The sequence below is a fragment of the Phytopseudomonas argentinensis genome (assembly GCF_900113905.1).
Taxonomy (GTDB): domain Bacteria; phylum Pseudomonadota; class Gammaproteobacteria; order Pseudomonadales; family Pseudomonadaceae; genus Aquipseudomonas; species Aquipseudomonas argentinensis.
The window spans coordinates 1-23,121 of the sequence record NZ_FORC01000007.1 but is presented as its reverse complement, the minus strand read 5'-3'; the positions used below and the strand labels follow the sequence as shown (position 1 = coordinate 23,121).

General features: G+C 60.5%; 19 protein-coding genes and 1 pseudogene. 9 read left to right on the top strand and 11 right to left on the bottom strand.

Annotated elements, in window-relative coordinates; translation table 11 throughout:
• Window positions 1-39: 39 nt before the first annotated feature.
• The 4 genes from fdhA to BM154_RS22400 all read left to right on the top strand — a co-directional run bounded on the left by fdhA (window position 40) and on the right by BM154_RS22400 (window position 2,918).
• Window positions 40-1,239, top strand: a complete 1,200-nt coding sequence (fdhA, locus tag BM154_RS22415) for a formaldehyde dehydrogenase, glutathione-independent (RefSeq protein WP_074889772.1) — start codon at window positions 40-42, stop codon at window positions 1,237-1,239.
• 130 nt (window positions 1,240-1,369) lie between these two features.
• Window positions 1,370-1,774 (top strand): DUF4878 domain-containing protein, encoded by a 405-nt coding sequence (locus BM154_RS22410; protein ID WP_074889770.1) that lies wholly within the window; start codon window positions 1,370-1,372, stop codon window positions 1,772-1,774.
• An 83-nt stretch (window positions 1,775-1,857) separates the two neighbouring features.
• Window positions 1,858-2,385 (top strand): YiiX/YebB-like N1pC/P60 family cysteine hydrolase, encoded by a 528-nt coding sequence (locus tag BM154_RS22405; protein ID WP_244157257.1) that lies wholly within the window; start codon window positions 1,858-1,860, stop codon window positions 2,383-2,385.
• A gap of 98 nt (window positions 2,386-2,483) precedes the next feature.
• Window positions 2,484-2,918 (top strand): VOC family protein, encoded by a 435-nt coding sequence (locus BM154_RS22400; RefSeq protein ID WP_074889764.1) that lies wholly within the window; start codon window positions 2,484-2,486, stop codon window positions 2,916-2,918.
• A gap of 259 nt (window positions 2,919-3,177) precedes the next feature.
• Here the strand turns inward: BM154_RS22400 and BM154_RS22395 are convergent, their stop codons facing one another.
• The 10 genes from BM154_RS22395 to ubiE form a co-directional block, all read right to left on the bottom strand.
• Window positions 3,178-4,071, bottom strand: a complete 894-nt coding sequence (locus tag BM154_RS22395) for an acyltransferase (RefSeq protein ID WP_074889761.1) — start codon at window positions 4,069-4,071, stop codon at window positions 3,178-3,180.
• Window positions 4,072-4,300: 229 nt separating this feature from the next.
• Complete coding sequence (locus BM154_RS22390; RefSeq protein ID WP_074889758.1) at window positions 4,301-5,008, bottom strand: 16S rRNA (uracil(1498)-N(3))-methyltransferase; 708 nt, start codon at window positions 5,006-5,008, stop codon at window positions 4,301-4,303.
• Entirely contained in the window at window positions 5,005-5,799 is a 795-nt protein-coding gene (gene tatC / locus BM154_RS22385; protein WP_074889756.1) for a twin-arginine translocase subunit TatC, read from the bottom strand. The genes BM154_RS22390 and tatC overlap by 4 nt, the downstream gene beginning before the upstream one ends.
• Window positions 5,796-6,200: a Sec-independent protein translocase protein TatB gene (gene tatB / locus BM154_RS22380; protein ID WP_074889753.1), complete on the bottom strand. Its 405-nt coding sequence runs from the start codon at window positions 6,198-6,200 to the stop codon at window positions 5,796-5,798. Before tatB ends, tatC begins: the two co-directional genes overlap by 4 nt.
• An 8-nt stretch (window positions 6,201-6,208) precedes the next feature.
• Complete coding sequence (locus BM154_RS22375; RefSeq protein WP_074889750.1) at window positions 6,209-6,484, bottom strand: twin-arginine translocase TatA/TatE family subunit; 276 nt, start codon at window positions 6,482-6,484, stop codon at window positions 6,209-6,211.
• 24 nt (window positions 6,485-6,508) lie between these two features.
• Window positions 6,509-6,850, bottom strand: coding sequence for a phosphoribosyl-ATP diphosphatase (locus BM154_RS22370; RefSeq protein ID WP_074889747.1), 342 nt, complete (start codon window positions 6,848-6,850; stop codon window positions 6,509-6,511).
• Window positions 6,843-7,244 (bottom strand): phosphoribosyl-AMP cyclohydrolase, encoded by a 402-nt coding sequence (hisI, locus tag BM154_RS22365; protein ID WP_074889746.1) that lies wholly within the window; start codon window positions 7,242-7,244, stop codon window positions 6,843-6,845. The genes BM154_RS22370 and hisI overlap by 8 nt, the downstream gene beginning before the upstream one ends.
• Before the next feature lie 53 nt (window positions 7,245-7,297).
• Entirely contained in the window at window positions 7,298-8,905 is a 1,608-nt protein-coding gene (ubiB, locus tag BM154_RS22360; protein WP_074889743.1) for a ubiquinone biosynthesis regulatory protein kinase UbiB, read from the bottom strand.
• A complete protein-coding gene (locus tag BM154_RS22355; protein ID WP_074889740.1) occupies window positions 8,902-9,519 on the bottom strand; it encodes a ubiquinone biosynthesis accessory factor UbiJ in 618 nt (205 codons plus the stop codon). Before BM154_RS22355 ends, ubiB begins: the two co-directional genes overlap by 4 nt.
• Window positions 9,519-10,289, bottom strand: coding sequence for a bifunctional demethylmenaquinone methyltransferase/2-methoxy-6-polyprenyl-1,4-benzoquinol methylase UbiE (ubiE, locus tag BM154_RS22350; RefSeq protein ID WP_074889738.1), 771 nt, complete (start codon window positions 10,287-10,289; stop codon window positions 9,519-9,521). The genes BM154_RS22355 and ubiE overlap by 1 nt, the downstream gene beginning before the upstream one ends.
• A gap of 317 nt (window positions 10,290-10,606) precedes the next feature.
• On the opposite strand from ubiE, the gene BM154_RS22345 reads away from it, so the two are divergent.
• From BM154_RS22345 to BM154_RS22330, 4 genes are all read left to right on the top strand, one after another.
• Window positions 10,607-10,885 carry a polyhydroxyalkanoic acid system family protein gene (locus BM154_RS22345; RefSeq protein ID WP_074889735.1) on the top strand — a complete coding sequence of 93 codons (279 nt, stop codon included), beginning with the start codon at window positions 10,607-10,609 and terminating at the stop codon, window positions 10,883-10,885.
• 257 nt (window positions 10,886-11,142) lie between these two features.
• Window positions 11,143-12,810, top strand: a complete 1,668-nt coding sequence (locus tag BM154_RS22340; RefSeq protein ID WP_244157255.1) for a ShlB/FhaC/HecB family hemolysin secretion/activation protein — start codon at window positions 11,143-11,145, stop codon at window positions 12,808-12,810.
• A 34-nt stretch (window positions 12,811-12,844) separates the two neighbouring features.
• Entirely contained in the window at window positions 12,845-21,076 is an 8,232-nt protein-coding gene (locus BM154_RS22335; protein ID WP_074889732.1) for a hemagglutinin repeat-containing protein, read from the top strand.
• Window positions 21,073-21,624: a DUF6990 domain-containing protein gene (locus tag BM154_RS22330; protein WP_074889729.1), complete on the top strand. Its 552-nt coding sequence runs from the start codon at window positions 21,073-21,075 to the stop codon at window positions 21,622-21,624. Before BM154_RS22335 ends, BM154_RS22330 begins: the two co-directional genes overlap by 4 nt.
• A gap of 427 nt (window positions 21,625-22,051) precedes the next feature.
• Here BM154_RS22330 and BM154_RS24490 read toward each other — a convergent pair.
• Window positions 22,052-22,345, bottom strand: a pseudogene (locus tag BM154_RS24490) (IS4 family transposase); the annotation flags it as partial.
• Window positions 22,346-22,493: 148 nt separating this feature from the next.
• On the opposite strand from BM154_RS24490, the gene BM154_RS24690 reads away from it, so the two are divergent.
• Complete coding sequence (locus BM154_RS24690) at window positions 22,494-22,817, top strand: transposase (RefSeq protein ID WP_425272844.1); 324 nt, start codon at window positions 22,494-22,496, stop codon at window positions 22,815-22,817.
• Window positions 22,818-23,121: the final 304 nt, after the last annotated feature.

Below are 23,121 nucleotides of genomic sequence, written 5' to 3'. Positions count from 1 at the left end.
CCTACGCGCCTTGCATCCACAAGAAGAAAGGAGATTCATATGTCTGGTAATCGCGGTGTCGTCTATCTCGGCGCAGGCAAGGTCGAAGTCCAGAAGATCGACTATCCGAAGATGCAGGATCCGCGCGGTCGCAAGATCGAGCACGGGGTCATTCTCAAGGTCGTCTCCACCAATATCTGCGGCTCCGACCAGCACATGGTGCGTGGCCGTACCACCGCCCAGGTCGGCCTGGTGCTCGGTCACGAGATCACCGGCGAGGTGATCGAGAAGGGCAGCGATGTCGAGAACCTGAAAATCGGCGATCTGGTTTCGGTACCCTTCAACGTCGCCTGCGGCCGTTGCCGCTCCTGCAAGGAACAGCACACCGGCGTGTGCCTGACCGTCAACCCGGCGCGTGCCGGCGGTGCCTACGGTTACGTGGACATGGGCGACTGGACCGGCGGCCAGGCCGAATACGTGCTGGTGCCCTATGCCGACTTCAACCTGCTCAAGCTGCCGGATCGCGACAAGGCCATGGAGAAAATCCGTGACCTGACCTGCCTCTCCGACATCCTGCCGACCGGCTACCACGGTGCCGTCACCGCAGGTGTTGGCCCGGGCAGCAGCGTTTATATCGCCGGTGCCGGCCCGGTTGGCCTGGCCGCAGCTGCCTCGGCGCGCCTGCTGGGCGCCGCAGTGGTGATCGTCGGTGACGTCAACCCGGTACGCCTGGCCCACGCCAAGGCCCAAGGCTTCGAGATCGCCGACCTGTCCAAGGACACGCCGCTGCACGAACAGATCGCTGAACTGCTCGGTGAGCCGGAAGTGGATTGCGCGGTCGATGCAGTAGGCTTCGAGGCCCGCGGCCACGGTCACTCCGGTGCTCAGCACGAAGCACCGGCCACGGTGCTCAACTCGCTGATGGGTGTGGTACGGGTTGCTGGCAAGATCGGTATCCCCGGCCTCTACGTCACCGAAGACCCAGGCGCTGTGGACGCGGCGGCGAAGATCGGCAGCCTGAGCATCCGCTTCGGCCTTGGCTGGGCCAAGTCGCACAGCTTCCACACCGGCCAGACTCCGGTAATGAAGTACAACCGCGCGCTGATGCAGGCCATCATGTGGGATCGCATCAACATCGCCGAAGTGGTCGGCGTGCAGGTCATCAGCCTGGACGACGCACCCCGTGGCTACGGCGAGTTCGATGCCGGCGTACCGAAGAAATTCGTCATCGACCCGCACAAGACCTTCAGCGCTGCCTGAGGCTGCACAGGCGGGGCCCGTCAAGGGCCTCGCTTCTGCCTGACACACTTTGACATGACTGGTCACGGCGTTAGACTGGGTGCCCTTTTTCGGGGCGCTTGCTGCGTCTCATTGCCTGCAAGGATCGTTCATGGCTGCTCTATCGCGTTTCCTCCTCATTGCCCTCAGCGCTGTACTGCTCGCGGCGTGTTCGTCCAGTGACTCACCCGAAGCGGTGGCGAAATCCTTTATCGAGGCGTCGTTTTCCAACGATGCGGACGGCATGTACAAACTGATTGCCGTGCCTGCCGACGCCGAGGAGGGTGCCGAGGAGATGGTTCGCGGCAAGTTGAAAATGGCCGTGACCAAGCGCTCCGAACAGGCGGCCAAGCTGGGCGGCGTCGCCGAGGTAAAGGCTGACGAAGCCATCTACAACGATGACAAGAGCCAGGCTACCAGCAAGGTCACGATCACCTTCAAGAAAGCCGATGTGCCGGCCCAGACCGAGTCGGTTCGGCTGACCAAGGTCGACGACCAGTGGAAGGTTCGTATCTGAGCCATCGTTCCCGGTATCTGCTGGCGCTTTCGATTCTCCTGGCAGGGCTCATGCTGCTCTGCTGGTTGCCCAAGGCCCAACCCATGCCTAGCGGGCCTGACCTGAGCCAACTGCCAGCACTGCAGACAGGCGACTGGCTGTTTCGTCTCGGCCATTCGGCAGACAGCCGTCTGGTGCAGCAAATGGGCGGTGGCGACTATTCGCATATCGGCATGGTGGTGGCCACCGAGCCGCGGGTGCTGGTGGTGCATGCCACCACCGATGACGACCCGCAGCGCTTGAACCAGGTGCTGATCAGCACGCTCGAGGACTTTCTGCAGCCCGCATTGGCGCGTCACTTCGCGATCGCCCGTCCCGAGTTTCTGAACCCACACCAGAAGCAGGCGGCCGCCCAGGTGGTGGTCGATGCGGTGGGGGCGCCATTCGTGTTGGAAGTACGTAGCCAGCCTCACCGCTATTGCACGACCCTGCTCGCCGAGGCCATCAAGTCTCAGGATCCCGACTTCGAGCCCGTCTGGACGCGACTCGACAACCCCTTTTATCGCGGGGACTTGCTGTTCCCCCGGGCCTTTGCCGACTATCCTGGGATCGCGTGGCTCTACCGTTTCTGATGGCTTATGCGGCCTTGACGTGAGGCCTGGCAGAACCTTGGATCATTGTTGACAGCACCCGGGCCGCGCGGCTGGCTCAACCACTGCAGGAGCAACGTATGAGCTTTGACCGACGGATTTCCCTGATCACCCTCGGCGTCGCCGATGTACAGGCCAGTGCCGCCTTCTACGAACGGCTGGGCTGGAGGCGTTCCTCCGCGTCCCAGGAGCAGATCGTCTTCATCAAGCTCAAGGGCCTCGCCCTGGGCTTGTTCTCGCGCGACGAGCTGGCCAGGGACGCCAACCTGCCCGAAGCGGGTCCGGCAGGCTTCGCCGGCATTACCCTGGCGCACAACCTGGATAGCCCCGAGGCCGTCGACGCCGCCATGGCGCTCGCTGTCGCCTCGGGCGCGCGGCAGGTCAAGGCGCCTGGAAAAGTGTTCTGGGGTGGTTACTCGGGCTACTTCGCCGACCCCGATGGCCATCTCTGGGAGCTGGCGCACAACCCCTTTGCGCCACTCGATGAGGCCGGCCATATGATCCTGCCGGATTGATCGATCTGCCCCGGCTAGCAGACCGTTGAAAAACGTCAGCGAGGCCGCCGGAACGAGGCCGATGGCGGCCGCGCAAAAACAGCCGAAACGTAGCGCAGCGCGGTAACAGCCGAAGGCTGGCCCGTAGGGCGAACGCAGTGAGTCAAAAGCGGAGTGTACGAGTTGTACATGAGCATTTCGACTGGGCTCGCACGCGAGGCTGTTTTTAACGATGTGCCGGCAGCGTAGGTAGTTTTTTCAACGGCCTGTTAGAGCAGGTTCAGCCCTCTGCTTCCTGCTTGAGCCTGGCGATCAATGCATCCTTCTCTTCCCACAGCCCACTGACCCACTCCTGCACGTGCAGGCGAAAGTCCGGGTCGTTCTGGTAGTCGCCTTGCCACAGCGCTGGCTCCAGCGCGCGGGTGCGGATATCCATGATGACCTTCGGCACCTGGCCGCTGGCCAGCTTCCAGAAGCCGGGCGGGGTGCCTTCCGGGTAGACGAGGGTGACGTCGAGAATGGCGTCGAGCTGTTCACCCAGGGCCGCCAGCACGAAGGCCACACCGCCGGCCTTGGGCTTGAGCAGATAGCGGTACGGCGAGCCCTGCTGTGCCCGTTTGGCCGGGGTGAAGCGGGTGCCTTCCAGGTAGTTGACCACCGTGACCGGCAGATCCCGGAATTTCTCGCAGGCGCGGCGGGTTATTTCCAGGTCCTGGCCCTTGAGGTGCGGATACTTCTCCAGCTTGGCCTTGCTGTAGCGCTTCATAAAGGGGTAGTCCAGCGCCCAGAACGCCAGGCCGAGAAACGGCATCCAGATCAGTTGCTGTTTGAGAAAGAACTTGAAGTAGGGCGTCTTGCGGTTGAAGGCCTGCACCAGCGCGGGAATATCGACCCAGGATTGGTGGTTGCTGATGATCAGGTAGGAGGTGTCCTGGCGCAGCTCGGCGTTGCCGCGGATATCCCACTGGGTCGGCGTGAGCGCGGCGAAGATACGCTTGCAGTTCTCCGCCCAGGCCTCGGCGATATTCATCACCTGGCGCGAACAGGCTGCCTTCAGCGCCTTGACGGGCAACACCAGCCTGCCGATGGCGATCAGCATCATCGGCCCGATCAGGATCAAGGTGTTGAGCAGCAGCAGGAGGATAACGGTGATGCCGGTGAGCAGACGGCGCATGACAGCTCCTTGTGGGCACGAGGTGTTCATCATAGGCATACCGCAGGCTGGCGCCAAATCGATGGGCTGAGCAAGGTGCTACCCGATGTCGTTGAAGCGGACGATGATCTGCTTTTGTGGGAGCGCGCCATGCGCGCGAATCGCGGGCATGGACTAGGCGTCCCCGCCCGCTCCCACAGATATTGCAACCAAGACGGCTACTGCTACCGAGCCGCCCTTGAGCTGCCGCTCAGAACAACCGGGCAAGCAGCGCTGTCACCGCCGTTTCCACCCGCAGAATGCGTTCGCCCAGCTGCACCGGCTGCAGGCCGGCTTCGGTGAGCTTGTCGACTTCGTAGGGAATCCAGCCGCCTTCCGGGCCGATGGCCAGGGTTACCGGCTGTTCGACGGCGCGCGGGCAGGCGGGATAATCGCCGGGGTGGCCGGTCAGGCCGAGGGTACCGGCGGCCAGCTGCGGCAGGCGATCCTCGACAAAGGGTTTGAAGCGCTTCTCGATGATTACCTCGGGCAGCAGCGTATCGCGGGCCTGCTCCAGGCCGAGGATCAGTTGCTCGCGAATCGCCGCGGGCTCGAGAAAGGGCGTCTGCCAGAAGCTTTTTTCCACCCGGTAGCTGTTGAGCAGGATCAGCCGCGGCACGCCCATGGCGCTGACGCTCTGCAGCACGCGCTTGAGCATCTTCGGGCGCGGCAGGGCCAGCAGCAGGGTGATCGGCAGCTTGGCGGGCGGCGGCTGATCGAAGGCCACCTGCAGTTCGGCGCTTTTGGTGTCGAGCTGCAACAGCTGGCCGCGGCCCATCTGCCCGCCGAGGCGACCGACACGCAGGGTGTCGCCGTTCTCGGCGCGGTGCACTTCATTGAGATGAATGAGGCGGCGACCGCTCAGGCGTACGCGGTCGGCGGCGACGAAGTCACCGTCCTCGAGCAGCAGCAGGTTCATGGCTGGACGCTGGGCGGCTGGTCGGTCGGTGCGTTTTCGTCTTCTTCATCCGGCTGGCCGCGGCGCGTGCGGATCAGGCTGCCGGCCAGGATGCCCAGCTCGAACAGCAACCACATCGGCACCGCCAGCAGGGTCTGGGAAAAAATATCCGGCGGGGTGAGGATCATGCCGACCACGAAGCAGCCGATGATCACGTACGGGCGGATCTTGCGCAGGTATTCGACGTCGACGATGCCGATCCAGATCAGCAGTACCACGGCCACCGGAATCTCGAACGCTACGCCAAAGGCGAAGAACAGCGTCATCACGAAGTCGAGGTAGCTGGCGATGTCGGTCATCATCGACACGCCTTCGGGCGTCACGCTGGCGAAGAAGTGGAAGATGATCGGGAACACCAGAAAGTAGGCGAAGGCCATGCCGGCGTAGAACAGGATGATGCTGGAGATCAGCAGCGGAATGGCGATGCGCTTCTCGTGCTTGTACAGCCCCGGCGCGATAAAGCCCCAGACCTGGTGCAGGATCACCGGCATGGCCAGGAACACCGCGACGATCATGGTCAGCTTGAAGGGCGTAAGGAACGGCGAGGCCACATCGGTGGCGATCATCGTCGCGCCTTCCGGCAGGTACTGGCGCAGCGGCGCCGATACCAGGGTGTAGATCTTCTGGGCGAAGTAGAACAGGCCGGCGAAGATCAGGAAGATCGCCGCCACACAGCGCAACAGGCGCGTGCGTAACTCGGCAAGGTGCGAGACCAGCGGCATTTCCTGGTCGTTGTCGGGCAGTCGACTCATGGTTGCGGCGTCTTGTTCTGGCTGGCGACGGGCGCCGGGGCGGGCGGGGTAGCCGGCGCTGGGGCAGGCTCCACCGGCGCTTGTGCAACGGGCTCGGCAGCACTGGGCGATTGCATGGCGGGCGGCGGCACGCTGGCCTGGGGCGCCGGCGGCAGAATGTCGTTCTTCACCGCCTGCATCTCGCGCTCCAGTTCGAGGATACGTTCGTTATGCAGTTGCCGGCGGATTTCGTCGGCGCCGATCTCGCGCTCGACCTCTTCCTTGATCGAATTGAAGCTGCGCTTGATGCGCCCGATCCACAGCCCCGCCGTGCGCGCTGCGCCTGGCAGACGCTCGGGGCCGAGCACCAGCAGGGCAATCAGCCCGACCAGCAGCAGCTCGCTGAAACTGATACCGAACATGCTTTGCCTCAGTCTTTGCGCAGCGGTTCTTCGACTTTGCTGGCCTGGCCTTCAACGGTGTGCGGCTGGTTCAGCGGCGCCTGCTGCTGGTAGGGCTGTTGTGGTTGTTGCGGCTGTTGCGCGTGCGGCTCGGCCGGCTTGCCGTCTTCCTCGTTCATCGCCTTGCGGAAACCCTTGATGGTTTCGCCGAGGTCGGAGCCGAGGTTCTTGAGCTTCTTGGTGCCGAACACCAGCACCACGACGATCAGAATGACGACCCAGTGTTTCCAGTCGAAAATGCCCATGTTTCGTAGTCCTCGTCAGCGTCTTTATTGAGTGTCGCCATCGTTGCGCGCGGCTTTTTCCGCGTGCCCCGACAGGCCGAAACGGCGATCCAGTTCATCGAGCACCGCCTGCGGGTGCTGATCCAGCGCGGCCAGCATGACCAGGCTGTGGAACCACAGATCGGCGGTTTCGTAGATCAGGTCGCTGCAGTCGCCACTGGCGGCAGCATCCTTGGCGGCGAGAATGGTTTCCACCGATTCTTCGCCGACCTTCTCCAGAATCTTGTTCAGGCCCTTGTGGTACAGGCTGGCCACGTACGAGCTGTCCGGTGCCGCGCCCTTTCGCGACTCCAGCACCTCGGCCAGGCGCTTGAGGGTATCAGTCATGGCGGTGCTCCGGCGAATAGATGGTGTGCGGATCTTTCAGCACCGCATCGACGGTTTTCCAGGCACCGTTCTCGAACACGCGGTAGAAGCAGCTTTCGCGACCGGTGTGGCAGGCGATGCCGCCCAGCTGCTCGACCATCAGCACGATGACATCGGCGTCGCAGTCCAGGCGCAATTCATGCAGCTTCTGTACGTGACCGGACTCCTCGCCCTTGCGCCACAGCTTGCCACGCGAACGTGACCAATAGATGGCGCGCCCCTCGCGGGCGGTCAGCGCCAATGCTTCACGGTTCATCCAGGCCATCATCAGAATGCGCCCGGTCTGGTGATCCTGGGCGATTGCCGGCACCAGGCCGTTATCGTCCCACTTGATTGCATCTAGCCAGTCGTTCATTGCATTTCCATCTCTATATCGACGCCAAGTGTGCCAGCCGAGGCGTGGGCTGGCTATCGACGCAGGATCAGGTACAGACCGCTGGCGCTCATCAGCCAGGCCGGCCAGGCGGTGGCGGGCTCGCTCAGGTTGCCCAGGCCAAGGGCCGTCACCACGCCGCCGCCGATCAGCGCTGCGCCGATCAGTCGCACCGTCCAGCCGTCGCGCTCGCGCCACGGCGGGGGTGGGTCGTTGGCGTGGGGCTGGGCCATGCGCTCGAGCAGGCTGCGGGTCATGTTGGCCAGGTGCGGCAATTGCTCGACCTGGCTTTGCAGGTTGTGCAGCACGTTGCGCGGGCTGACGCGCTCGCGCATCCAGCGCTCCAGGAATGGCTGGGCGGTGGTCCACAGGTCCAGGTCGGGGTACAGCTGGCGACCCAGGCCCTCGATGTTCAGCAGGGTTTTCTGCAAGAGCACCAGCTGCGGCTGGATTTCCATGTTGAAGCGCCGCGCGGTCTGGAACAGGCGCATCAGCAAGAGGCCGAAAGAGATGTCCTTGAGCGGCCGTTCGAAGATCGGCTCGCAGACGGTGCGGATCGCCGCTTCGAAATCGTTGACCTGGGTTTCCTGGGGTACCCAGCCCGAATCGATGTGCAACTGCGCCACCTTGCGATAATCACGCTTGAAGAATGCCACCAGGTTGCGCGCCAGGTAATCCTGGTCCTCGGGCGTCAGGCTGCCGATGATGCCGCAGTCGATAGCGATGTATTGCGGGTTCCACGGCGTGCGGGTGCTGACGAAAATGTTGCCGGGGTGCATGTCGGCGTGGAAGAAACTGTGGGTGAAAACCTGGGTGAAGAAGATCTCCACGCCGCGCTCGGCCAGCAGTTTCATGTCGGTGCGCTGGTCGGCCAGGGTTGCCATGTCGTTGACTGGAATGCCGTAGATGCGCTCCATCACCAGCACCTTGGGGCGGCACCAGTCCCAGTACACCTGGGGCACGTAGAGCAGGCCGGAATTCTCGAAGTTGCGCCGCAGCTGGCTGGCGTTGGCGGCCTCGCGCAGGAGGTCGAGCTCGTCGTAGATGGTCTTCTCGTAGTCGCTGACCACGTCCACCGGGTGCAGGCGGCGGGCTTCGGCCGAGGCGCGCTCGGCCAGCTTGGCAAGCAGGAACAGCCAGGCCATGTCGGCCTTGATCACCGGCCTCAGGCCGGGGCGCACCACCTTGACCACCACTTCCTCGCCGCTCTTGAGCTGCGCGGCGTGCACCTGGGCGACCGAGGCCGAGGCCAGCGGTTCGGTGTCGAAGCGGGCGAAGGCCACGCTCACCGGTACGCCGAGCTGCTCCTCGATCAGCGCCAGGGACTTGGCCGGGTCGAACGGCGGCACGCGGTCCTGCAGGTGCGCCAGCTCGTCGGCGATATCCGGCGGCAACAGGTCGCGGCGGGTGGACAGCAGCTGGCCGAACTTGATGAAGATCGGTCCCAGTTCCTCCAGCGCCAGGCGCAGGCTCTCGCCGCGGCTGCGCGACGACTTGCCACGCGGCACCCAGCGCCAGGGCAGCAGGAAGCGCGGCGCACGCAGCCAGAGCGGCAGCGGCAGGGCGAACAGCATGTCATCTAGGCGGTAGCGGATGACCACGTAGAGAATGCGCAACAGACGACGAACGGCAAGCAGCTTCATGCGGTGGGCTTATGGCGTTGGGCGAGGCGCTCGATACGCGCGTCGAGACGGTCGAGGGAAAGTTTCAGGTCATCGAGTTCGGCGAAGCGGGCATCGGCCTCGCGGCGGCCGACCAGGGCGCGTGATTCTTCGCTGAGGTAGTCGGCCAGGCTCAGCTGCAGGCTGTGCAGGTTCTCGCGGGTCCAGCCGGCGCGGCTGCGCAGGTGGCCGGCCAGCAGCGCAGTGGGCACCGGGCCGAGCCATTGAGACAGCTGGTATTCCCAGTCCAGGTCGAGGTCCTGCAGCACGCCGGCCAGCTCCATCAGCGCGCCGCTGTCGCCATCGAGGTCGACTTCGGGCTCGTGCAGCACGGCCTGTTTGTCCTTGGCCAGGGCCAGGCGCAGCAGGGCACTGGCGGGCGCACGCAGAGTGCAGTCGACCGCGCCGGCCCACTGGCTGGCCAGGCGCAGGCCCTGGCCGTCGGCGAGGATGAACAGTTGCACGGCCGGCGCCTGGCACTCGACCGCGATCACCCGGCCATTGAGCCTGGCCAGGCGCGGCAGGGCGGTGCTGTCCAACGCGAGTACGCGGTTGAGACCGCGTTCGACGCCGGCGAGCAGGGCCAGGGTCAGCATCAGGGTTTGATACCGCGGTGCAGGGCGACGATGCCGCCGGTCATGTTGTGGTAGGTCACGCGGTCGAAGCCGGCGTCCAGCATCATCGCCTTGAGGGTGTCCTGATCGGGGTGCATGCGGATCGACTCGGCCAGGTAGCGGTAGCTGTCTGCGTCGTTGGTGACCAGCTTGCCCACCAGCGGCATGAAGTTGAACGAATAGGTGTCGTAGACCTTGGACAACAGGCTGCTCTTCGGCTTGGAGAACTCCAGCACCAGCAGGCGGCCGCCCGGCTTGAGCACGCGCAGCATGGAGGCGATGGCCGCCTCCTTGTGGGTGACGTTGCGCAGGCCGAAGGCGATGGTCACGCAGTCGAAGTGATTGTCCGGGAAGGGCAGCTTCTCGGCGTCGGCCTGCACGAAGGAAATGTTGCCGGACACGCCGCGGTCGAGCAGGCGGTCACGGCCGACCTTGAGCATCGAGGCGTTGATGTCGGCCAGCACAACCTCGCCGGTTTCGCCGACGATGCGCGAGAACTGGCGGGCCAGGTCACCGGTGCCGCCGGCGATGTCGAGCACGCGGTTACCGCTGCGCACACCGGACAGCTCGATGGTGAAGCGCTTCCACAGGCGGTGCATGCCGCCGGAAAGCAGGTCGTTCATCAGGTCGTACTTGGCGGCCACCGAATGGAACACCTCGGCGACCTTTTCCGCCTTGCGGCTTTCCGGAACGTCCTGGAAACCGAAGTGGGTGGTGGGTTCGCTGTTGTCGTTCTTGCGCGGATCGTTCATGTGGCCCTTTTCCTGAAGTCCGGGAGGCGTTGGCGTCTGCTAAGTGTGCTTGCTTGAGGCCCTGGCTAGCGTGACCGTGATCATGAGACCGCGCCGCGCGCGTCTCATCAGTGAGTCAGACAAGCGAAAAGGCGAGTTTACCGAGGTAAATAAGCGTTTCCATCGACTTCCTGATTCACGGCCCGCTCAACCGCTGGTGCAGTGCCGAGTGGCGGCATTCTAAACCCAAAAGCCGGGCGCCGGCTGCACGCGTGGTAGTGGGCCGGCGGGCGCTTCTTGTATATTGCCCCGCCCGCGTTTTCAGTCAGGAGAGCCCTATGGCCAAAATCACCGTCGACCGCCCGCACAATCTGGGCATCGAGGCCGCCCGTAGCAAGGCTGAAAAGCTCGCCGAGCGCCTGGCCCGCGAGTACGACGTGCGCTACCAGTGGAAGGGTGACACCCTGGAGTTCAAACGCAGCGGCGCCGACGGGCGCATCGAGGTCAGTGAAGACCGCGTTCACCTGCAGCTCAACCTCGGCCTGCTGCTGTCGGTGATGAGCGGCAAGATCAAGAGCGAGATCGAGGAAGTGCTGGATCGGGAGTTGAGTGCCTGATCGAACCCCCGCTAAGCGGGGCAAGGACAATACGCAGCCATGGACGCTGCCAGAAGGTGCGGAGATTGATGAATTGAGCGGTTCATCACTTCTTTGCCGACCGCGCGCCGTGCCATTTCATGAAATGCGAAGCCTGTCTCCCGCCTGAGAAACCGGGAGTGGCAAAATGCCTCATCGCTGTCAGGGACGAATCAATTTTCCAGGTACGGATTTCCATGCGCTCGTATTTTCCGCTCTTTCTCATGGCTGTGCCTTTCATGGCACTTGCCCAGACGCCACCGCCCAACCTGCCCACCAATCTGCCGTCGCCGCTGACTCAAGACCTGATCCGCGACCGCCAGGAGCGTCTGCTCGACGAGCAGCAACAGCGCCTGCAGGAACTGCAGCAGCTGCCGGGCAAGCGCGCCGAGCCGACGGCACCGCCAGCACCCGAGGACGAGCGCTGCTTCGCCATCGAACAGATCGAGATCAGCGGCGCGAGCCTGCTGTCCGAGGCTGATCGCAGCACCATTCTCGCCCCGTTCGCCGACAGCTGCCTGGGCGTCAGCCAGCTCAACGAACTGCTCAAGGCGATCACCAACCACTACGTCGACCGTGGTTACGTGACCACCCGGGCCTACCTGCCGCAGCAGGATCTGTCTGCCCGTACCCTGAAGATCACCGTGGTCGAAGGCCGCCTGGAGGGCCTCGACAGCTCTGCCCTGGCCAGTGACCGCGAATTCGCCATGAGTTTCCCCGGCGATACCGGCGAGATCCTCAACCTGCGTGAGCTGGAGCAACTGGTCGACAACCTCAACCGCCTGCCATCGCGCCCGGCGCAGCTCGAACTGGTGCCGGGTCAGCAGGTGGGTGGCAGCCGGGTGGGCCTCAAGGGCGAGCGCAGCAAGCCCTGGCACGCCAATATCAACCGCCACAACGATGGCCAGCGCAGCACCGGCGAGCAGCAGTGGGGCCTGGGCCTGACCTGGGACAGCCCGCTGGGCCTGGCCGACCAGCTGAGCCTGCGCGCCAGTCGCGATGCGGTCAGCGACAGCTACCGTCACTCCCACGCCCAGAGCCTGTCCTACAGCATCCCTTATGGCTGGTGGCGCGTGGACTACAGCTACAGCCAGAGCTACTACCGCACCCTGGGCCAGAGCAACGGCTTCCCCTTCGAGACCGATGGTGACAGCCAGCAGCACGCCCTGCGCGCCGAGCGCGTGCTGCACCGCGACAGCGTCAGCAAGACCGCCTTCAACACTGGCGTCAGCCATGTGCGCACCAACAACTTCATTCTTGGTAACCGCATTGACCCGTCGAGCAATCGCTTGAGCGAATGGCAGCTGGGCTTCAACCACGGCCGGCGCATCGGCAGCGCCTTCGTCAACGCCGATATCGGCTGGCAGCGCGGCATCGGCGCCTTCGATGCGCAGGGTAATGGTGAGCCCCGTGGTGACCAGCCGGTGGCGCGCTACAACAAATACAGCCTGACCCTGAGCTACCTGCAGCCCTTCAGCCTGTGGGGCGAGCGCTTCAGCTTCGACAGCCTGGCCACTGGCCAGAAGAGCGAAGACCCGTTGTTCAGCTCCCAGCGCATCAGCATCGGTGGGCTCAACTCGGTGCGCGCCTTCAAGGACCAGAACCTGTCCGGGGACAGTGGCGGCTACTGGCGCAGCCAACTGCGCTGGACCCGGCCGGTCACCTGGGCGCCGCTGCAACCCTTCGTGCAGCAGTATGGCGCCGCCCTGGCCTATGACGTCGGCGTGATCAGCCATGACAGCTACAACAGTGGCGCCAGTGGCCGCCTGAGCGGCCATGCCCTGGAGCTCAGCGCCCGCGGCGAACACCTGGCCGCCAGCGTGACCTTCGCCCATTCCCTGGAACGCCCTGACGTGATCACCGAGCGCGAGCGCCCGGTGTATTTCCGCCTCGACCTGTTCTTCTGATTCCCGATTCGTTTACACCCTGGAGCACCCTGACATGGACGTTCGCAGCCCGTTTTTCCAGAACATCGCCCTGATCGTTGCCGGCGTCATGTTCCTCAACCCCATCGTTACCGTGGCGGCCGAGCTGAGCATCGATGCTCAAGCGGGCGGCAACACCACCATCGGCCAAGCCGGCAACGGCGTGCCCATCGTCAATATCGCCACGCCCAATGGCAGCGGCCTGTCGCACAACAAGTTCACCGACTACAACGTTGGCCAGCAGGGCCTGATCCTCAACAACGGCGCCCAGGCTTTCGTGCCCACCCAACAGGGCGGTTACATCACCGGTAACCCGAACCTGCGTGGCGGCGCGGCGAACGTCATCCTCAACGAAGTGACCGGCAGCAACCGCAGCCAGCTCAAGGGCTACACGGAAGTGGCCGGGCAGGCAGCGCATGTCATCGTCGCCAACCCCCACGGCATCACCTGCGACGGTTGCGGTTTCATCAACACCCCGCGGGCGACCCTGAGCACCGGCGCTCCGTTGGTTAACAATGGCCGCCTGCAGGGTTTCGACGTTAATGACGGCGACATCGCCATCGAAGGTGCTGGCCTCAATGCCAGCAACGTCGACCAGTTCGACCTGATCACCCGCAGCGCGCAGATCAATGCCGAAATCCATGCCAAGCGCCTGAACGTCATCGCCGGCCGCAACGAAGTGGATGTCGCCACCTTGCAGGCCACCGCCAAGGCCGATGACGGCTCCCAACAGCCGCAACTGGCCATCGACAGCTCCGCCCTGGGCGGTATGTACGCCGGCGCGATCCGTCTGGTCGGCACCGAAGCCGGTGTCGGTGTAAAACTGGCCGGCGACATGGCCGCCAGTGCCGGGGATATCCAGATCGATGCCAGTGGGCAGCTGACCACCAATCGCATGGCGGCCAGCAATGACGTCACGCTGGTGGCCAAGGGCGTCGAGCTCAATGCCGATACCTACGCCGGTCGTAATGCGACGGTGACCGCCGACGGCAAAACGGTGGTGAAGGAAAGCCTGGCAGCGGGCAGCAAAGTTGACGTCGGTGGTGGTGAGCTGGATAACCAGGGCATCGTCGAAGCTGGCGTCAAGGCTGATGGCACGCTGGTAACCAATAGCCAATTGGTGCTGAACAGCAAGCGCGTCACCAACCGGGGCGAACTGATTGCCCGCGGCACATTGGATGCAACTGTCGACGAACTGGACAACCGCACCGGCAAGTTGATCAGTGCTGGCGATGCCACCATCCAGGCTGCAACGCTCGACAACCGCCAAGGCCAGCTGATCGGCCAGAAGAACCTGACACTCAAGGGCGGTGACGTCACCAACCATGCGGGCGAGGTCGTAGCGGCCGGCCAACTTCAAGTCGATGGCACGGCGCTGGATAACCAGGGCGGCACAATGGCTGCCAACGCCATTGACGTGAAGCTGACGGGGGCGCTGACCAACGATCAGGGCCTGATCGAATCCACCCAGTCCCTGAAGCTCGATGCGGGTAGCGCTCAGAATCGCAATGGGCGTCTGCGCGCGCTGGCCAGTACCGGCCAAAGTGATTTCCAGATCGGCAGCCTGTTCGACAACGGCCAGGGGTTGGTGGAAATCGGCAACGCCGTCTTCAGCCTTTCCAGCGGTTCGCTGACCAACGTAGGCGGTACGGTTCGTCATGTGGGCAACCAGGGATTCGACCTGAAACTGTCCGACCTGGGCGGCGCGGGTGGCCGCTTCACCACCAACGGCGAGATGACCCTGAGCGCCGCCGATTGGACCAACACCAGTGAGCTGCAGGCCGAGCGCCTGACCCTGAATATCGGCCAGTTCACCCAAACGGCCACCGGCCAGTTGATTTCCCGGCAGAGCATCGTGGCCAACGGCGACAGCTGGTTAAACGACGGTGTCATCGCCACCGATGGCACGCTAGGCCTGACACTTACCGGCAGCTACGCGGGCAATGGTGCGCTGCGCAGCCTGGGCGATCTGACCTTCAAGGCTGCCAGTGCCGAGTTCGGTACCGATGCTCAGGTCAAGAGTGGTGGCGTCGGTCAATTCGAGCTGAGCGGCCAGTTGTTGAACCGTGGCCGCCTGACCGCGGCCCAGGACATGTCCCTCAAGCTGGGTAGCCTGGACAACCTCGGCACGCTCGGTGGTGCGGGACTGCTGCGTATCGAGGGGGACGCGCTGCGTAATGAACAGGGGCTGATCTTCAGTGGCTCGGATATGGCTCTGCGGGTGGGCGCGCTCACCAACTACAAAGGTGATATTTACAGCCTCGGCGCGCTGAGCGTTGCTAAGGATGAATCGCTGGGGCAGCTGGCCCTGCTGGAGAATATTTCCGGAACGATCGAGAGCGCGGACGATATGAGCCTGGCCGCATCGTCGTTGATTAATCGTAAGGATGTCTTCAAATCCACCATAAGTAAGATCAGTGGTCGAATGAGACTGACGGGGACGGACAATTGCAAGGGCGATCATTGCGAAGCGTCATATGTTGTAGACGAGGTGTATGGCCTTAAGATCACCGAGGACTCTGCACGCGGGAATCTTATTGCAGGGGGCGACCTGAGCTTTATCGGCGGTGATTTTGATAACCGCCTCAGCACTGTTTCTGCTGGCGGACAGATTGATCTTGACACCATAAGTTTCCGGAGTGTTGGCGCCGCTGGGGGCGAGACACGTTTCTACGACTATTACGTCTACACCAAGGATGAAGACTCGTACTACAACTTTGTCTCCAACATTGGTCGATACAACGCTTATAACGATCCTAATTCCTCCTCCTATAATCCCGCTGCGATGCCATTGGGTTCCATTGCAATAGGTGATGTTCGTGGCTCCAGAATCACGAAAACATCGGGTGGTGGTGACGTCGTATATTCCATCATCCAAGCCGCAGGCGCAGTGAATATCTCAGGCGCTCAAACGCTTGAGAACAACCTTCTACGGCCCGGTGAAAAGATTGACCAAGGCGCCAGTCGTGTTGGCCAAACGACTGTCAGCAGCGACGTCAAACCTGCGGCCACGCTCAATGCTCAGTTGCCACCGGATGTTAAGCAACAGGCTGTTGATCCGCTGGCTCAACCTGGCTTCAGCTTGCCCCAGGGGCAGAACGGTCTGTTCCAGATCAGTACCAAGCCAGGGCATCGTTACCTGATCGAAACCAATCCGGCGTTTGCTGACCTGCGCAATTTCCTCAATTCGGATTACCTGCTGAGTCGCATTGGCTTCGACCCGGATAAGGCCAAGAAGCGACTGGGCGACGGGCTCTATGAGCAGCGCCTGATTCGCGATGCGGTCGTTGCGCGTACTGGTCAGCGCTTGATCGCTGGCCTGGACAGCGACGAGGCCATGTACCGCTATTTGATGGACAACGCCATTGCCAGCAAGGATGCCTTGAGCCTTGTCCCAGGTGTGGGCTTGAGCGCCGAGCAGGTTGCTGCCCTGACTCACGACATCGTGTGGATGCAAGAGCAGGAGGTGAATGGTGAAAAGGTGCTGGTGCCGGTGCTCTACCTCGCCCAAGCGAGCGGCCGCCTTGCACCGACAGGTGCGCTTATTCAAGGTAGCGAAGTCAGCCTGATCAGCGGCGGTGACCTTTCAAACAAAGGCACCCTGCGCGCGAGCGGTAACCTCAAAGCGACCGCCAACAATATAGGCAACCAAGGCTTGATCCAGGCGGGTAACCGCCTGGCGCTGCTGGCAACGGACAGCATTCGCAATGCCCAGGGCGGCATTATCAACGGCAAGGATGTCAGCCTCACCGCCGTCAATGGTGATATCACCAACGAACGCTCCATCGGCTATACCGAGCAAGGCGGCCGTTTCACCTTCAGTAATGCATCGGTTGATAACGCTGCGCGAATCGAGGCCGGTAACAACCTCGCAGTAGATGCCGGTCGGGACCTGAATAACCTGGGCAGCGTGTTGAAGGCAGGTGGTGATGCCACGCTGAGCGCCAAACGGGATATCAACCTTGGGGTCGTGACGGAAGTCGACAGCTCCAACGCTCAGTATAAAAAAACCAGAGTCACTCAATCGCAAGTCACGCAGCACGGTAGCGACGTGCAGATTGCCGGCGATCTTCAAGCCAAAGCCGGGCGCGATCTTCTGGTTGTAGGTAGCAAGGTCAAGGTCGGTGAGGATGTTGACCTCGCTGCAGGTCGCGATATTGCCGTGACGTCAGCAGCTAACGAGAGCAGCTTCCAGTCGTATCGCAAGAGCGGCGGCAAGACAGTCGATATCCGCAATCAGCAGGTACGACAAGTCGCCTCGGTCATTGAAGCAGGCGGTGATTTCACAAGCGCTTCTGGCAATGACACAACCCTTATTGCGAGCCAGGTTCACGCAGGCGAAGAGGCCTACCTCTACGCGGGTGGCGACATCGACCTCGATGCCGCTCAGAACTACGATTACAACTATTACTACAAAAAGAAAAAAGGCGGCATGTTCAGCAGCAGCAAGCTGAAAATGTCCGAGTCCTCCAATAGCCATGCTGTCTCCTCTTACATCACTTCCGGAAGTGACCTGACGCTGCGCGCTGATAACGACGTCGCTGCGCGCGGTGCCCAACTGATCAGCGACTCGGACATCTATCTGCGTGCTGGTGGCGATGTCGTGCTGGATGCAGCTCAGAACGCCAGCAGCCAAGCTAACGCTAAAGCCAAGAGCGGCCTGTTCTCCAGCAAGGCGAAAAGCAGCAGCTCCGAAGCCACAACGCTCACCGGTACTCGCCTGGACGGTCAGAATGTCGTCATCGACGCCAAGGACGATATCGCTCTGCGCGCAGCAAGCTTGCGGGCGGACGATGCCATCGTCCTGGATGCCGGGCGGGATGTTTCCGTCGGCACTGCGGTGGCCTCGCAGCAATCGAGCCAAGCCAGCAAGTCCAGTTCACTGAAATGGCATGTGTTCGACTCACTGGCCACCAATGGCTCTTTCACGCTCGAGCAGAAATCCAAGGGTGCTCAGTCGTCATCCTCCCAGGAAGTCGGCAGCACGCTCAGCGGTGGGACCATCGATGTGACCAGCGGCCGCGACACCGCTGTGCGTGGCAGTACCCTGGTCGCCGATAACGATATTGCCGTAGCGGCAGGGCGCAACTTGGTGATCACCAGCGGTGAAGCCAAGGATGACTCCAGCGCGCGCTCCAACTCCAAGAAGTCCGGCGAGATCGGTAGTTGGTGGCAGGGTGCGACCGGCGTGGTCAGCGTCAAGCAAAGCAGCGAGAACAGCACCACTCAACAGCTGGGCAGCCAGATCGCGTCGCTGGGTGGGGATGTCGATTTGAAGGCGGGTGAAGCCTATCGCCAGCAGGCCAGCCAGGTTATCGCGCCGAAGGGGGATGTTTCGATCACGGCCAAGCGTGTCGACATCGAATCGGGCTATGACCTGCTCAGCTCCAGCCAGAAGCAAAGCTACAACCGTACTGCCGTTGGCGGCACCGTTAGCGTACCGCTGATCGATGCCGTTCAAGGCGCCAAGCGCATGACCGATGTTGCTGGTGATACCAAGGACGGTCGCCTTACTGCATTGGCTGCTGCCAATACGGCAATGAGTGGCTATCAGGCTTACCAGAGTGCTCAAACCCTGGCGACCGGCAACTTCGCGGGTATCAAGGTCAGCGTCAATCTGAGCAATAGCCAGAGCAAGAGCGGAGGTACGCAGTCCGGTCAGAACGTAGTTGCCAGCAGCGTGGCTGCTGGCCGCGACGTCACCATCAAGGCGACTGGTGATGGCGATGCCAGCAACCTGAACGTAGTGGGCAGCACCATCGATGCCGGGCGCAACGTATCCCTTGATGCAGATGGCAGCATCAACCTCGTCTCTGCGCAGAACACTGCCAATCAGAAGGGCAAGAACAGTAACAGCGGTTGGAGTGCTGGCGTTGGTTTTGGTATAGGTCAGCAGAACGGCTTCACTATCGAACTGGCAGCCAACAAAGGCCGAGGCTCGTCCGAGGGTGAGGCGATCACTCACGCCAATACGCTGATAAACGCCGGCGAAAAAGTCGCTTTGAACAGTGGTGGCGACACGAACCTGAAAGGGGCCGTGGTTACCGCCAAGCAAGTTACGGGCGAGGTCGGCGGCGACTTGAATCTGGCTAGCCAGCAGGACATCGATAACTACAAATCCAAGCAACAAAACGCAGGGGTTGGCTTGAGCCTCTGCATTCCGCCGATCTGTGGCGGGGTGTCCACTGTCTCTGGGAGCGTTAGCCAGCAGAAAATCAACAGTGAATATGCAAGCGTCGGTCAACAGACGGGGATCAAGGCGGGCGACAACGGCTTCCAGATCAAGGTGGTCGGCAATACCGATCTGAAGGGCGCCATTATTGCGAGCAACGACAAGGCAATCGCAGACGGCAAGAACAGTCTTACCACCGGCACCCTGACTCATTCCGATATCGAGAATAAAGCCGAGTACAAGGGCACCAGCATCAGCCTGAGCGGCAGCTATAGCACAGCAGCTCATGACAAGGCAGGCAACCTCATCAAGGATAAGGACGGAAAGCCTGTTCAAGAGGCCGCTGCAAATGCAGGCACACCAATTGCGCTAAGCGCCAGCGGCAAGGACAAGAGCACAACTCATAGCGGTATCAGTGGTGGGGCCATCACCATCACCGACGGGGCGAAACAACAGGAACTGACAGGGCAGACGGCTGAGCAGGCAATTGCTGATGTCAATCGTGATGTCTCCAGTGACAGAGACGGCAGCAACACCCTCAAACCGATCTTCGATCGCAAGGAGATCGAGGCCGGTTTTGAGATCACCGAGCAGTTCGTACGGAATGTGGGCACTTTCCTGGAGCAGCGAGCGGCTGTCTCTACGGATGCCAAGAAGGAGTTGGCCGAGGAGAGCGCTAAGCCTGCTGAGCAGCGTGACCAAGTAAAAATTGCTCAACTCCAGAAAATCATTGACAGCAATGCCACTTGGGAGATTGGTGGGCTGGGGCGCACGCTGGTTTCTGCTATCAGTGGTGCGGCCGGAGGCAACGTTACTGGTGGTGGATCACAGCTTCTGCAAGGGGCGGCGGTCAGCTATCTACAAGGTCTGGCCGCTGAAAAGGTCAAGGGCATTGCTGATGAGTTGAAATCCGAAACAGCACGTGCGGCCTTGCACGCCATTGTCGGGTGTGCGGGGGCAACAGCACAAAGCCAGAGTTGCGGTGCAGGCGCCTTGGGCGGCAGCGCAAGCGTGGTGCTGAACAATTTGATTGATCAGTTGAGCGATCAAACTGCTGAGGGCATGACTGATACGCAGAAACAGAATCGTCTGAACCTAATTGGCAGCCTAGTTGCGGGTATTACGGCTGCAGCGGGTGGCGAGGCTGCAGTGGCAGCGAATGCGGCGCAGATTGAAACTGGAAATAATTATCTGCACCGCCCTGAGGCACAGCGCAAAGCCACATTAGAGCGTAGGCAGAGGGCTGGCAGCTTAACCCCTGATGAGGCCATCGAGCTTGCTGAGATCCATAGGGTTGATGAAGCACGCAACCAAGCAATTCTAGATATTTGTACCAACGGGAAGAAGTCTGGGGGCGCATGCTCGGCCTTGGTTGCTCAGGCAAAGCTAGCGTTAGCGTCCTATGATGAGCCTATTAGCTATAGTCTCGCTTGGAAAAGCGTTTATCAGGAAGACGCTGCAAATGTTGAAAAAATCCTGCAAGGCCTCGATTCGGGGAGTATTACACGCGACGCGGCGATAGCGGCTATAGCGGAGGAGTCAGGAAAGAGCTGGGGGGAGATAGCGGAGCAGTATGATACTGTCATGGCTGTCCATTCAGTAGTTGCCGCTTTGGCAGGTGCGTATGGTGGTCGAGGTATTCCTAGCAGTCCGAAAGGTGCTGGGACATTGGTCCCAAAAGAAACGACTATAACTCCTAAAATAACCATCCGTGATCATTATGAGCACCATCTCAATATGGTTGACGATATTAAAGATCAGTTGGTTTCTCAAGGATATACTGTTAGTCAAAGAGAGGTTTCTTTTGGAAGTTCTTGCGGAGTTGGTCGTTGTAGGCCGGACATTATCGCAAGGGCGCCAGATGGTAGTATTCGAATTATTGAAGTTAAAACTGGTAGCGCCGATCTTAGTATTCGGCAGGAAAAAATATTTCCCCAAATTGAGAATGGCAGTTCGATTCCTCGAGGGAAGGTGGCTAGAGATTTTGGGTTGATTCCTGGCAAACCTCTTAAAGAGCAGGGTTACCCCAACGGGATTCCGATTGAAACTAAGTATTTTCCAGGTGCAAAAATATGAAGGTAAAGGAAATTTTACCGACCCTAGAGGGGCTTGGTTGGTTGTGTGCGAGAGATGAGGCTGGTGACTACTTCTGCATAATTAATATTAACGGAGTGCAGGTTCAGGTTATTCCATCAATAGGAAAGCGTTCCGACCATTTTAGGGTCTCATTGATGCCTTCTGTATCTACGAAAGACTTTACAGCAGCCGCTGCATTCATCATGGGGGAGGCAGGAGACCATGAACCGATAATCGTCAGAAATGGTGCACCGGAAAAAATAGTTCACTTTTCACTGGGTGACATTGTCAGGCTTTCTCAAGATGCTATATCCTGGGCCTCTGCCCAAGATATAAGAAAAGGCTTAGCGGATTATAGGTCGCTGCCAACAGAGGCCAAGGGCGCCATGCCGTTACGGCATTTGGCTGCCTTGGCGATTGCTGGAGATGTGGAGAGGCTGAAAAGCTACAAAATAAGTTTTGAGCAGGGCAATAGACTAGGATTTGTTCCTTATATTGAACAAGATATGATAGAGCGTGCGCTCTTGATTGCACAGGACGTACGCTGAAGCTTTATTGTTGGATCAATAAACCTAGTAATCTGAGTTGTTTCGACTCTCGAGGGAAAAGGGGACAGATTTATTTTTCTCCTGATTGGCTACGCTGAATATCTCAATGGAAGGAGATTGTTATGCTAATAATCGATGGGGTCACAATAATCGATGGGGTCAGAGTCATTGATTCGGTCATACAGCTAAATCAATGATTCTGACCCTATTGATCTCGGAAACATTGCTGTGAGGGTTGCGCCCCGATGACTATGCATAAACTTGAGTTTCGTCATAGGCCAAAATTTTCAGAGCCTATTGAAAGACGGCACGAGAATTTTCTTGAAAAGTTGTCCGGCTTAGGCGAGCTATGGGATTTGGCTGGCGCTGTAGAAGTTCCCGATATTAAGGGGGGAAAGGGGACAGATTCTGAGGAATCCCCACAAATCTATTCCAGCACCTGAGCTTGCCGGTGTACCTCCTCACGCAGCAATAGCTCCATCCTGGTGAGTGCCGAACAAGATAAATCGCTGGCCGAGCGCCTGAGATATTCAAGGCCTATCCGCCAGAGTGACAGCACGTTTTTTTGCCTGACGCTGTTGCTCTGAAAGCGGTATGACCGGCCTGTCGTTTTAGCCTGAAGGCCAACCAGGTACAGCGCATAACGAGCCATTGCCGCGATCAACAGCAGGATCTCGATGCGGCGTGGGCAGCGGGTTCGGTACAGGTCGAAGGCAAAGCCGAAGGGAAAAAGGGGACAGATTTATTTTCTACCTGATTGGCGAAGCTGAAGGTCTCAATGGACGGAGGCCGTTATGCCGAGGATGGGGCGGATTGTATTGCCGAACTACTCACATCATGTGGTGCAGCGAGGGCATCACCGGCAGGTAGTGTTTGCCGCTGAGCAGGACTATCAGCGCTACATAACTGACCTACGCGAGTTGGAAGATGCGTTCAGGGTTAAGGTCTACGCTTATTGTCTGATGACCAATCATGTTCACCTGCTATTGGCACCCGGTGAAGCCATTGCCGGTTTGGGGCAAGTTGATGAAAGCGCTGGCGGCGCGCGCCACCCGCTATCGGGGCCGCTTAGAAGGCGAACCGGTACTCTCTGGGAAAGTCGCTATAAGTCCAGCGTGGTTGAGTCATACACCTACCTGCTTGCCTGCTGTCGCTACATTGAGCTGAGCCCGCTGCGAGCCCTTATTTGCTGAGGCGGTGATTATCTCTGGTCTAGCTCAGCAGATCGAGGCGTAATCCCGGAAAATAAATCTGTCCCTTTTTCCCGTCCCCTTTTCCCCTGTGTCCCCTTTTCCCCTGGTAACGGATCAGGCTGACAGAGATTGGCTGGATATGGATCCTTGCTTCGTCGCACTTGGGGATACGCCTGAAAAGCGTCGCATCCGCTATACAGAATTCATCCGCCAAGCCGTTCCATCAAGCGAAATTGATTTGATTCGTGCAGCACTGCAGAGGGGACAGCTAACCGGCAGTGCTCGTTTCGTGGATGAAATAGAA

Coding starts and splice junctions, on each gene's coding strand:
- fdhA (WP_074889772.1), top strand. CDS start 40: ATGTCTGGTAATCGCGGTGTCGTCTATCTCGGCGCAGGCAAGGTCGAA.
- BM154_RS22410 (WP_074889770.1), top strand. CDS start 1,370: ATGGCTGCTCTATCGCGTTTCCTCCTCATTGCCCTCAGCGCTGTACTG.
- BM154_RS22405 (WP_244157257.1), top strand. CDS start 1,858: ATGCCTAGCGGGCCTGACCTGAGCCAACTGCCAGCACTGCAGACAGGC.
- BM154_RS22400 (WP_074889764.1), top strand. CDS start 2,484: ATGAGCTTTGACCGACGGATTTCCCTGATCACCCTCGGCGTCGCCGAT.
- BM154_RS22395 (WP_074889761.1), bottom strand. CDS start 4,071: ATGCGCCGTCTGCTCACCGGCATCACCGTTATCCTCCTGCTGCTGCTC.
- BM154_RS22390 (WP_074889758.1), bottom strand. CDS start 5,008: ATGAACCTGCTGCTGCTCGAGGACGGTGACTTCGTCGCCGCCGACCGC.
- tatC (WP_074889756.1), bottom strand. CDS start 5,799: ATGAGTCGACTGCCCGACAACGACCAGGAAATGCCGCTGGTCTCGCAC.
- tatB (WP_074889753.1), bottom strand. CDS start 6,200: ATGTTCGGTATCAGTTTCAGCGAGCTGCTGCTGGTCGGGCTGATTGCC.
- BM154_RS22375 (WP_074889750.1), bottom strand. CDS start 6,484: ATGGGCATTTTCGACTGGAAACACTGGGTCGTCATTCTGATCGTCGTG.
- BM154_RS22370 (WP_074889747.1), bottom strand. CDS start 6,850: ATGACTGATACCCTCAAGCGCCTGGCCGAGGTGCTGGAGTCGCGAAAG.
- hisI (WP_074889746.1), bottom strand. CDS start 7,244: ATGAACGACTGGCTAGATGCAATCAAGTGGGACGATAACGGCCTGGTG.
- ubiB (WP_074889743.1), bottom strand. CDS start 8,905: ATGAAGCTGCTTGCCGTTCGTCGTCTGTTGCGCATTCTCTACGTGGTC.
- BM154_RS22355 (WP_074889740.1), bottom strand. CDS start 9,519: ATGCTGACCCTGGCCCTGCTCGCCGGCGTCGAACGCGGTCTCAACCGC.
- ubiE (WP_074889738.1), bottom strand. CDS start 10,289: ATGAACGATCCGCGCAAGAACGACAACAGCGAACCCACCACCCACTTC.
- BM154_RS22345 (WP_074889735.1), top strand. CDS start 10,607: ATGGCCAAAATCACCGTCGACCGCCCGCACAATCTGGGCATCGAGGCC.
- BM154_RS22340 (WP_244157255.1), top strand. CDS start 11,143: ATGGCACTTGCCCAGACGCCACCGCCCAACCTGCCCACCAATCTGCCG.
- BM154_RS22335 (WP_074889732.1), top strand. CDS start 12,845: ATGGACGTTCGCAGCCCGTTTTTCCAGAACATCGCCCTGATCGTTGCC.
- BM154_RS22330 (WP_074889729.1), top strand. CDS start 21,073: ATGAAGGTAAAGGAAATTTTACCGACCCTAGAGGGGCTTGGTTGGTTG.